We start from the raw sequence: 12,638 nt of genomic DNA, 5'->3' as shown, positions 1-12,638 counted from the left end.
TTTTAATTAATTATAAATACTTCATTTCAATAATATAATTTCCTGAACTAAACGAACCTATATTTGTAAATTGAGAGGACAAATCTAGATTGTTTAATGCTTCCCCATTAATAGTAATAGAAACTTCTTTTCCATAGTTAGGAACATATACATCCCCTGTAGAATTCTTCGGAATCTGAATTTCCCATGAAAAGATTCCTGCTTTATTTTTCCAAGCACTTTTAATAACACCGTACCTAGACTCATACGATGCTTGAGCGTGTTCCATTTGTTGTGTTAAATAAGGTTTGAAAATCACCTTTTTAAATCCAGGCTCATTTTCATCTGGATTAATTCCTGCTATACCCGAATAAAACCATGAGTCAAATCCACCTTGCATAGGATGACTATGACTCCTTAACATCAATTTATCATATTCTTCAGGATTCGTGTTAACGGGTAAAATTTCCCATAATGTAGTAGCATCATAATACGCCCACATCGCTTCAAAACTATGATTCCCTTTTTTAGTAAGTAGTTGGTAAGCCTTATCCTCGTAACCATTTTCACTTAATGCTTGAAAAACTCTAGAAACACCGAAAATTCCTGTACTTAAAAACCCATTGTGATTTGCGTTACTATCTTCCACTATAGCTTTTGCTACTTTGGTTTTATACGCTTCGGGTGTAATTCCTATTTCTAACGCCATACTATTAGCGGTTTGGCTGCCATAAGTTCCTTTTTGTTTATCTAAAAAAGCATTATTAAAACTAGCTTTTAGTTGATTTTCTAATAGCTCATACTTTTTTTCATCGTCTTTATAACCAAGTACTTTTGCTGTTTTTCTTAAAATAGAAACATCTAAAATGTGATAAGCCGTAGAACTCACTGGTACCGGACACTCAATACTAGCGTTTCCATCTGGCGGGCACCAATCTCCTAAACCATGCACTATTACACCGTTTTCTTTTTTAGAACCTACATAATCAACCCAAGTAGTCATATCCTTATAAAACGCTTCTAAAATACTTTTATCGCCGTAATACGTATAAATATACCATGGCAACTGCACTACAGCAGTTCCCCAGTCTGGAGAAGCTGTACCACTAGTACGTCTTCCTGGAGCAATCATAGTTGTTATGCCTTTGGGCTTTGTAATAATACTGCGGTCGTGAAAGTTTCTTCCAAAATAAAGTTCTTTTTTTTCATTTCTCCCAGAAGACCGCATATCGTAAACGTATTTAGTCAAAAACTGATGCGCGTCTAAATTATGAATTAACGTTTTGGCAACAGCATGTGAATCTCCTGTCCATCCACATTTTTCACGATGCGGACAATCTGTTGGAATGCCCTGCATATTGCCTTTTAGAGTCCAAAGTGTTAATTGATGTAATTTATTAATATGAGGTTCTGATGAATTAAAACTTCCTGTTTTTTCCATAGCAGAATACACGATCATCCCTGTTAATAAATCCTTAGATGGTTTACTAGTTAATCCTGACACTTCTGCATATCTAAAACCATGATAAGTAAAGCGTGGCTCCCAGATTTCAACCCCTTCTCCCTTACAAATATACTTTTCGGTTTGTATATTTTTAGTAGCCTTAATCCCCGTTGACCTAAAATCTAATTCGCCATCCTTCCCCATTTCTTCAGAAAAACGAATTGTGATTTCCTGTCCTTTTTCACCTTCAACTTGCAGTTTGACCCATCCTGTAATATTTTGTCCAAAATCATAAATATAATTTCCATACTTAGCTGACGCTATTTTTACTGGCATGATACTATCCATAACTTGTATGGGTTCTGCAAACTGCTCTAATACTTTATTAGGGTGTTTTTCTGCTAGCGTTGCATTTTGCCATTGGGCATTATTTTCAAGACTTGATGACCAATTGGCAACTTCCTTTCGGGCATCATAATACTCGCCTGTATAAATATTGGTATATGTAATTGGCCCTGCCGTCCATTGCCAAGACGTATCGGTACTTATAGTTTTCTTGCGTCCATCTTTATAAGTTATTTGTAACTGCCCCATAACAATAGGTTGACCATAAATCATGGATTTGCCCCAAACCACATTTTGATTATACCAACCATTACCAAGCATAACACCTAATACGTTTTCAGCTTTTAATTGTTCCATAGGAATATCGTAAGCTGTATAAAACATATAATCGTTAAAATTTGTTTGAGCGGGATCTAATACATTTTCACCTATTCTTTTTCCATTAATATAAGCTTCATAAAAACTAGGTGCCGCGATATAAAAGCTTACAAAATCGATTTTTTCAGTGTCCTTAATACTGAAGTTTTTTCTAAATAAAGGCAAAGGGTCTTCAGGTTTATAACTATAAGTAATCCATTTACCCGACCAATCTTCTGGATATTTTAATGGCGCTATTAGTTTTTTGGGGGTACTCCATTTTGATTCATTATTGTTTTCGTCCCATACCTTAACCTTAGAATAATAAACCTGTCCTCCTTTTAATGCTTCGCCTAAGTAAGGACTAAAAGATTGTAATTTACTCTCTACTTTACCTGAATCCCAAATAATATTACTATTAGTACTATCATTTTTATTACCCGCGTAAACCTTAATTTGATAGGCTGTTTGCTCCTTGATTTCTTCAGTTTCAATTTTCCAACTAAAAGTCAGAGCATTATTAGCAAGTGTGTTTAATTCTGAATTATGAGCAATTCTATATTCAACCGTTTTTTGACAGCTAAAAAGAATTGAAAACATAAATAAAACAAAAGCGTGTCTCATCATTATTCTAGCAATTTTAATATTATCTGATAAAGGTTATTATTATTTTTTAAACATGTATCCTGTATTATCCTTGGCAACCTTAACTAATATATAGTAGTTGCCAAGTTATACCTATTACTACATTTTAGTACTGAAAACATAATTCCCAGATCCAATTTCAAGAACTGTTTCTTTACTATTAGATTTTAATATTTTAATTTCAGACAACTTTGAAATTGCTTTATTTCCTTCTTTAATATTGGACACATTTGAAGTTGAAATGTAGACTTTAGCTCTAGTATTTACAGGAATTTCAATATTCATTATTAACTTATTTCCTTTCCAGTTCCAAGCTGATGATATATGGCCATTTATACTTTTATAACTTCCATTTATAAAATCCATCTCTTTGCTTATTGCTGGTTTTATAATGATGTTTCTATAACCAGAATCTTCTGTATCGATACCAGCAGCATGTAAAAACATCCACTCTGCTACCGAGCCAAAAGCATAATGACTAAAAGAATTCATTTTTCCATTCAAATCTGAATTCCCAGCTTCGTCTTTAGTATAACTATTCCAGCGTTCCCATATGGATGTACTGCCATTTTCTACGGAATACCCCCAACTAGGATATTCGGTTTGTTTAAATAATTTGTAAGCCAGATCATCGTAACCATATTGTGACAAAACAAGCATCACATGTTTTGTCCCCAAGAAACCTGTAGAAAACTTAAATCCATTTTTCTTTATTTTCTCAGCAAGTCTATCAGCTCCTTTTTGAGCTAGCTCTTCCGGGAATAAATCAAAATATAATGCAAATGCATAGGTAGTTTGTGTATCTTCTGAAGTATAACCCGTATCTAAAATGTACTTTTTAACAAATGCTTTTTTGATATTTTCGAAAAGTGTTTTATACTTTGCAGCATCCTCCTTTTTACCTAGAGCTTCTGCCATTTCAGCCATTAATTTAGCATCAAAACCATAGAATGAAGCACCAACATAACCATGGCTAGTGGTTTCGTTTACAGACAGCCAGTCTCCCCAATTGTTTCCTCCTCCTGGGCGAATAAAATCGGTACTGGCATCAGCTTGAAATTCCATAAATTTCTCCATACCTTCATACATATATTCTAAAACACGGGTATCATTATATACTTTATACATATTGTATGGAATAATTATACCTGCATCCATCCAAGCCGGAGAATATTGAGCTGGTCGCGAATACGGAAACGGTGCGAAATTAGGGTATGCTCCATACCAACGTTGAGCATCATCAAGGTCTACTAAAAACTTGGTCATAAATGGAGCTACATCTGCATTATAAGTGGCAGAGCGCATATAAGTTTGTGCATCGCCTAACCAACCTAAACGTTCATCTCTTTGTGGACAGTCTGTAGGAATGTCAAAAAAGTTAGCACTTTGTGTGGTTTTTATGTTTTCATAAAGTTGGTTGTTCATCGCATTTGATGAACTGAAGGTACTTGCATCATTCACTGTAGAACTTAGCACGATACCCGTTATGGCATCAAGATCTGGTTTCCCAGGAAAACCGGTTACCTCAACATATTGAAAACCGTGATAAGTGAATTTTGGTTGCCACACTTCAACACCATCACCCTTTAAAATATAAGTATCGGTTGCTCTTGCTAGTCTCAAGTTTTCAGTTTGAATGTTACCATCTCTTTTTAAAATCTCCCCAAAACGCAACTGAATTTTAGTGCCTTTTGGTCCTTGAACTTTTAACTCGGCAATACCCGCTATATTCTTCCCCATATCAAAAACATAAGTTCCAGGTTCTGGTTCTGTGATTTTTAGCGGACGAATACGTTCAGTGTTTTTCACTAAACCACCAGGATGCACTTGTAATTCTCCATTAGGATAAGTGTATACTTTTGGCTTTTTCCAAGATACATCATTATAGCCTGGAGCATCCCAACCTGTATTTTCCATAGTTGCATCATAAACTTCTCCCATTAAAATATCGGCCTCACGAATGGCGCCTTGGCTAGATTTCCAAGAGCTATCGGTAGCAATAATTTCAGTAGTACCATCATGATATTCCAAATGTATTTGTCCCATAAATGATGGATTTACGCCATAATATTCGCGTACTTTATCTAAGCGAACTAATAGGCCATAGCCTATATATCCGGCATACCATCCGTCTGCAATAACAGCACCAATAACATTTTCTCCTTGGTTTATACTTTCGGTGATATCATACGTTTGGTAATATAAACGCTTGTTATAATCTGTCCACCCAGGTGCAAAATAATCATCTCCAACTTTACTGCCATTTAATCTCAATTCATACAACCCTAATGCCGTTGTATAAGCCGTGGCTTTTTTCACCTTTTTTGCAGGTGTGAATGATTTACGAAGGTATCTAGCTGGTGGCAAGTATAAACTATCGTATTTATCTGTTTTATCATAGCCAACATCATGACTAATAAAAAGCCCTTTCCAATTTGAAAACTTTAATAACCCCATAGACCAATGCGCTGTTTGGCTCCAGTTAGACTCGGCACTAGATTCGTCCCAAACTTTTACTTTCCAAAAATAAGTTCTATTTGAAGTAAGCGAAATACCGTTATATACAATTTGATTGGTATTATTAGAGGCCGTCTTTCCACTATCCCAAACATCGCCTTCATTTTTATCTAATGCTTTTTGCGAGGATGACACTAATATTCTATATGACGTTTGCGTTCTACCTCTTCCTTCGCCTGATAAAACCCAACTAAATCTAGGTTTTAAAACATCAATGCCTTTTGGGTTAACTTGATACTCCAACCGAAGCTCCTTAGCTGTAATCACTCTGCTGTTAACATCTTGAGCAAACAGGAAACTAGAAGATAAAAGTGTAATAAATAAAGTTAAAAATTTCATTTTCATGGGTGTTATTTGTGTTTAAAAATTGATTGCTTACCTAAACAAGCATATTTTGCTCTATATTATTGAATTCCAATAATTAAAGTAATATTAATCTAATTTCCGTAAAAAAGTATCCTGTAAAAACCTGTATACTTTCACTTTTATTTATAAAAACTCCATGGATTATCATTATTAAATGGGTACTTAGTGTTGAGTTATTTTCAAAAAAAAATATGTTATACTAAAAAGCAAAAAGGCTACTTTACAGTAGCCTTTAGTGATTTAAAACATCTTAGAATAAGACATTACCAATCAGGATTATTTGTTAGTATATTGGGATTTGTTTGAACTTCCGCTATTGGTAGCGGCCATAAATTAAAGCCTGCTTTATATTCTGTATGTGTTGGCGAAAAAGTTATATTTTCAGCATGCTGAGATAAAGCCTCTTCAACCTTACCTAACCTTCTAATATCATATACTTCTTGGAATTCAAAGGAAAGTTCTCTATAACGTTCTTCGTAAACATATTCGGAAAACTCAGACTGTGTCATACCTACTAGGGCATCAGTAGCAATGGCTCTACGTCTTACTCTATTTAAAAACCCATAGGCTTTTTCTGTTGGTCCATTTAAGCTGTTTTCAATTTCAGCAGCCATTAACAGTGCGTCTGCATACCTGTAAATAATCATATCTGGATCTCCATCACAACAGGACTGATCGAAATCAACATATTTATTTTGAAAAATCCCCCAACGCTCATCATACTCTTCACCTTTATAAGTGCGTATAACACCTGTATTATCTTCATAAGAATACAACATGGTAACATCTCTTCGCTCGTCCGTTTCTTCAAAAGAATCATAAAACTCTTGGGTATATCCACCATGAAATTGCCCAATTCCTAACGAAGGATCAAACCTGTTACTTGCTCCCCAAACATGACCAAAAGCGGTACCTTGATCTGCAGATACCTGTGTTTGTTGCATCGCGAATATGCGCTCATTATTATTATCAACTCGTATAGCGTCTTCATAACTACTTAAAAGGCTATACCCTTGAGGCGTATCTTCTAAATTAAGCACTTCTTGTAATTTGTTTTGAGCTAAGGCCATAGTTGTAGGATCTTGCAAAGGCAAGCCAGCCATTGTTAAATACACTTTTGCTAGTAAAAACTTAGCAGTAGCTTGAATAGGCCGTCCTATTTCTGTTTCGCCACGCTTAATACTAGGTAAACCTGTTTCAGCATCTTGTAAGTCTAAAATAATTTGTTCGTACACTTTAGCGATTGCTGTTCTTGGTAGTTGAGCTCCTACAACTGTAGTTGTAGGCTCTAAAGGCAGTGGTACATCTCCAAAAAGTTGCACTAGATTAAAAAAGGACCATGCCCTTAAAAATTTAGCTTCAGCAATTATTTCTTTACGCTTAATTTCTTCTGCTTCACTTTCAAATTCTCTTCCTTTTAGTTCGGACATAAGCACATTAGCCCTAAAAACACCTTGATATAACGGATTCCAAACACGTGGCAAAGAAACGGCATCACTTGCGCTTGTAGTATAGTTACCCCACATTCTTCTCCAAGGAACTCTGGCAATCATTTTTGGAGAAGGCATTACCGCTAAAGAGGCCAAACCAAAATCGAAAAGACTTACAGCTCTATTGTATGAATTATAAATCGAAGTTAATGCTACCTCTGCCTCACCTACATTTTGATAAAAATTTGATGGGCTAATTTCTGAGTACACCTGTTCTTCTAAATCTGAACACGCTACAAGCCCGAAAAATAGAATTATATATTTTAATTTTTTCATTATTATTTTATTTTAAATTAGACAATGATTATAAACCAATATTAAGACCGATTGTGAAATTTTGAGCTCTAGGATAAGAACCAAAATCAATACCTTGAGAAAGATTATTTCCACCACGTATATTAACCTCTGGATCAAATCCTGAGTAATCTGTAATAGTTATCAAGTTTGTGGCTGTAGCATAAACTCTTAAAGAATTTACACCTTTTATTTTTTCTGTTGGAATATTATATCCAAGACTTACATTTTTTAGTCTAATGTATGACCCATCTTCCACAATTGCAGAATTTGGTTGTAAATATTGATTACCAACACGGTCAACATACCTCGGGTTATTTGTAGGGTTTTCGGGAGTCCACCTGTTTTCGTACCAATCTTTAAAAACATTATTTGCAGTTCTACCTGTGCTTAGAAAAAGGTTATTAATATTCATTAAATCATTACCTACTGAACCTTGAATAAATATGCCTAAAGTGAAATTTTTATACGAAAAATCGTTGTTCCAACCAAAAATATAATCTGGATTAGTATTTCCAATAATACTTCTATCTTGTGCGTTTATAACGCCGTCCGGAATTCCTTCTGGGCCAGATATATCTTGATACTTATATTGTCCTGGCTCTGGTGTTGTTCCAAAAATAGGCACTGTTGCGGCTCCACCACTGTCAAAATCACTTTCTTGAAGTAAACCTATAACTTTATAACCATATAGTGCACCAAAAGTTTCTCCAACTCGCATAATATTGGATGGGTCGGTAACAATATTTGCTGCGGGTCCAGGTCCAAAAATATCTGCATCTGTATCTCCTAAACTTAAAACAGTTGCTTTATTATTACTCCAATTAAAGTTACTATTCCATTTAAAATCTTTATTATCTACAACATAACCTCCAACTACAATTTCAATTCCTTTATTTTCAATACTTCCAGCATTTGCTGTAATAGAACCTAGTCCGGCAGATGTTGGTAGCGGAAAATTTAATAATAAATCCTCCGTTGTTTTGTTGTAATAATCAAAAGATGCAGAAAATCTATTTTTCAAAACCCCTATATCTACCCCTACATTAAGTTGTTTTGTTTTTTCCCATTCTAAATTTGGATTCCCAATTCTTGTAGGAGCCAAACCTGAATATAGTACATCTCCATATACAGCATTAGCAGTACCTAAAAGTGTTAAAGATTGTAATGGTTGTATGGATTGCGAACCTGTTATACCATAACTTGCCCTAAATTTTAAATTGGACATGATATCGACATCTTCCAAAAACGCTTCATTTGACGCCGTCCAGCCAAAACCAACTGAAGGAAAATAACCCCATTTTCTATTTTCGGCAAAAACACTTGAGCCATCAGCGCGCCCTGTTAATGAAATGTAATATCTTTTATCATAATTGTAATTTAATCTTGCATAGTAAGAAGACAATACCCTTTCAATTCTAGAACTTGTTGGTATAAAAGGAACCAAACCTAAACCGATATTGTCAGTTGCTAAAACATCTACCGGAAAACCATCTACAATAGTATTTAGCCGACGTGTATCATCAATTTGATAAGAATAACCAGCAGTTGCATCAATATTGCCTAAATTAAATGATTTATTATAAGACAAATAAGATTCAACTAAATAATTACTTGAAGAACTTACATTATAAACTGCTCTACTATCTCGTAACGAACCTATTCTTGTTGTTTTCGGAAAAAACAGTTCTCTTCTACTGTTCGAACTAGTAGTTCCTGTAGACAGATTAAAGGTTAAATTATCTGATATTTTATATCTTGATAGTATACTTATAATTAAGTTTTCGTTATAGGTTTCGTTACGGGTATCTGCCAATTCGACTAGTGGATCTGTAAAAAAATTGGTTGTTCCATCACCTTCATCTATATTATCGCCAGGCGTTGCTGTAGGAGAGTTTTTGTAAGCTGAAAAAACTGCTCCCGAATTAATTATGGCTCCAGAACCTTCTCCTGATCTGTTATTTTTTGTACGCACATAATTTACAGATGTACTTGTGGTTAACCTATCGGTAAGGGTATTATCGATATTCAATCTAATATTACCTCTAGAAAAATCAGTAAATTTAACAACTCCTCCATTTTCTAAATAGTTAGCCGATAAGAAATATCTAGACTTGTCTCCACCTCCAGATAGCGTAAGCTGGTACCTATTTGTTACACCTGTTCTCAAAATTCTATCCAACCAATCTGTAGTCGATGTGTTTTCTGGTAATGGTCTTGGGTCTCCATCAAAGGGTAGTTCTGCATCACCGTTTCTTAAGGCTACTTCATTTCTCCATGCTGCATAAGTTGGACCATCTAAAACTTCGGGAAAATCTTGAATATTACTAAATCCAGTTTCAGCCGTAAAGTTAATTTGAGTTGCTTGCTGATAGGCTCCCTTTTTTGTTGTTACAATGATTACTCCGTTAGCACCACGAGAGCCATATATGGCGGTTGATGATGCATCTTTGAGAATCTCAACAGATTCAATCTCTGCTGGGTTTAAGAAACTTAAAATATTAGATGAAGTTTGGTTACCATCCCCAGCACCATTCGCACTTGCTTCAGACCCTGTAGGCATGGGATACCCATCAATGACTACCAGCGGAGAATTATCTCCCAAGATAGAATTATTTCCTCTAATCCTAATTGTAACCTCTCCTCCAGGCTCACTAGATGTATTCACGATATCTAATCCAGCAGTTCTACCTTGAAGTGCCATATCAAATGTAGGCACTGGCATTGAAGCAATATCTTCTCCTTTAACAGAACCTATAGAACCGACTAAATCAGCCCTGCTTTGTGTTCCATAACCAACTACAACTACTTCATTAAGGCTCTGTGCATCTTCTTCCAAGGATAGGTTAATATTAGATTTTCCATTAACAGAGAACTCTTGGGTTTTAAAACCTACATAAGAAAATACTAATATTTGTTCTCCTTTTATCAATTTAATTTCAAAATTACCATCAAAATCTGTTACCGTTCCATTGCCTGTAGTTTTTTGCAAAACATTAACTCCAGGCAAAGGAATACCATCTTCAGAAGTCACTGTTCCTTTTGCAACATTCCCCTGCGCAAACATCCCCAACGAGAATATTATTAAACAGAACGATAATGTTTTTTTCATTTTTTTAATGCGTTTGTTTTTCATCATATCATTTATTTTAGTTTAATTGGTTATTAAGTTGATTGATGTAATAATAAATTGATTTTATTATAAACGCATCCTGCAAAACCCTGCAAACAAACTAGCAAACAAAGACTTATAAATAATAAATGAAATAAAAACTGATTTGAAGAAGAAACTTCTATAGTAAAAACAAACGAAGCTTAAATACACAATCTTTATAGGTGCTAACCCTAAATAATATTAGGAGAATAACCACAACTCTTTCTTAAATAGATTTTTTTATATTGTAATCTAATGACCCAAAGTATGGCCGTTTACAATTTATTTTTTAGACAAAAAATTAAAAAGCAGGGTATTGCAGGATAACTATATTCTTCTTAATATATAATTTTACATTGCGCTTCCTTTGAAGCAAAATTACCGGGCTAAACATTTAAATTATGAACAAAAAATCACTTTTACTTTTTTCTCTTTTGCACTTTACTATTTTATTTAGCTTACAAAGCCAAAACACAGATAGGCCTAATGTTATTTTAATTCTTGCTGATGATCTTGGTTATAGCGATATAGGATGTTATGGAGGCGAAATAAAAACCCCTGCTTTAGACCAAATGGCAAATGGAGGCATGAGACTAACTAGCATGTATAACGCAGGTATGTGCGTAATTTCTAGAAGCTCTATGTTAACAGGAAAATGGTGGCCCAAAGTTGGTTACGGTATAAAAAACGACACGAACATTGCACAAAAACTTAAAGCATCTGGATACCGAACAGGTTTAATAGGCAAATGGCACCTTAACGGAGCGCCTAATGATAAAGGGTTTGATTATTTTTTCGGATTTTTAGGTGGTTATTCTAGTTACTATAAAGGTGGTAAAGATTATCGTATTAATAAAAAACCTTTTAATAATTTTGGAGATGATTTTTACAGCACAGATGCGTTTACAGATTATGCTATTGATTTTATAAATCCACAAAAAACCAAAAATAACAAACCCTTTTTTTTATATCTAAGCTATCAGTCACCACATAATCCTCTGCAAGCGCCAAAGGAACAAATTATGGCACATAGAGGAAATTATTTAAAAGGATGGCAGGCTATCCGTAATGCCCGAATAAAAAATCAGATTAAATTTGGAATTATAAACAAAGAAACTCCATTACCAGATTATCCTAAAAACTTACCCAATTGGGATACTTTAACTCCAGAACAGAAAGATTTGGAAGATTTACGCATGTCAGTATACGCCGCCATGGTAGAGCGTATGGATAATGGTATAGATAAACTATTACACGCACTAGATGCCAATGGCCAAATAGAAAACACGTTAATTCTATTTATGAGTGATAATGGCACCGACTCCTTTTCTGTAATGGATGATGTGATGCTAAAAAAAGGATTGCTACCAGGCGATGTAGGCTCTAATTACCAACCAGGAACAGGATGGGCTTATGCTAGTGTTACTCCCAATAGACTATACAAAATTAGCCAACATAATGGAGGTGTAAAAACTGGGGCAATTGCGTATTGGCCTAAAGGAATTAAAAAGAAGGGGGCAATATATACTGAAGACTTACATATGGTAGATATTATGCCTACAATTTTAGATCTTACAAATTCCTATAAAAGAGACACAAGTATATCAGATAATTATGTAGGAGAATCGTTCTCCTCGATATTCAAAGGGCAAAAGTTTAATAGGAAATCAGCATTATATTTTCAATTTATGGATAATAGAGCCATACGTACAAAAAACTTCAGTTTAGTGGAAGTAGATGGTTCTGGTTGGGAAATATATAACACCAAAAAAGATCCATTAGAAACAAATGATTTATCCCAAACACTAAATAAAAAAACAAGTAATTTAGACAAAAAATGGCTGAACTGGTGGAAAGAACAAAGTAATGAACCTAGCTACACGCCCAAAAGCACAGCTACTAGCATACATTACACACCACAAGGAGATAAAGGCTCTGGCCTCAAATATGTACCAACTGCCATGCCCGATAAACTTAAAGAAAAGTACTCTATAAATTAAATACACCTTCAAACCAAAGGCAACCTAAAGTAGCTTGAAATTATAGA

The 12,638-nt window shown here is 34.7% G+C and carries 5 protein-coding genes; 1 reads left to right on the top strand and 4 read right to left on the bottom strand.

What is annotated here, in order from left to right; translation table 11 throughout:
• Positions 1-10: 10 nt before the first annotated feature.
• The 4 genes from QWY92_RS01170 to QWY92_RS01155 all read right to left on the bottom strand — a co-directional run bounded on the left by QWY92_RS01170 (position 11) and on the right by QWY92_RS01155 (position 10,549).
• The gene (locus tag QWY92_RS01170; RefSeq protein ID WP_290267956.1) at positions 11-2,752 is read right to left on the bottom strand and encodes an alpha-L-rhamnosidase; all 2,742 of its coding nucleotides are present in this window, start codon (positions 2,750-2,752) and stop codon (positions 11-13) included.
• Positions 2,753-2,869: 117 nt separating this feature from the next.
• Positions 2,870-5,626, bottom strand: coding sequence for an alpha-L-rhamnosidase (locus tag QWY92_RS01165; RefSeq protein WP_290267954.1), 2,757 nt, complete (start codon positions 5,624-5,626; stop codon positions 2,870-2,872).
• Positions 5,627-5,916: 290 nt separating this feature from the next.
• Complete coding sequence (locus QWY92_RS01160; protein ID WP_290267952.1) at positions 5,917-7,419, bottom strand: RagB/SusD family nutrient uptake outer membrane protein; 1,503 nt, start codon at positions 7,417-7,419, stop codon at positions 5,917-5,919.
• A 28-nt stretch (positions 7,420-7,447) separates the two neighbouring features.
• The gene (locus QWY92_RS01155) at positions 7,448-10,549 is read right to left on the bottom strand and encodes a SusC/RagA family TonB-linked outer membrane protein (protein ID WP_290267950.1); all 3,102 of its coding nucleotides are present in this window, start codon (positions 10,547-10,549) and stop codon (positions 7,448-7,450) included.
• A gap of 443 nt (positions 10,550-10,992) precedes the next feature.
• Here QWY92_RS01155 and QWY92_RS01150 point away from each other — a divergent pair, with 443 nt between their 5' ends.
• Positions 10,993-12,591, top strand: a complete 1,599-nt coding sequence (locus QWY92_RS01150) for an arylsulfatase (RefSeq protein WP_290267948.1) — start codon at positions 10,993-10,995, stop codon at positions 12,589-12,591.
• Positions 12,592-12,638 lie beyond the last annotated feature (47 nt).

Source organism: Algibacter miyuki (assembly GCF_030409805.1).
GTDB classification, from domain to species: Bacteria; Bacteroidota; Bacteroidia; order Flavobacteriales; family Flavobacteriaceae; genus Algibacter; species Algibacter miyuki.
Note: the sequence above shows the minus strand (reverse complement) of the source record. Positions and strands in the feature narration are given on the sequence as shown.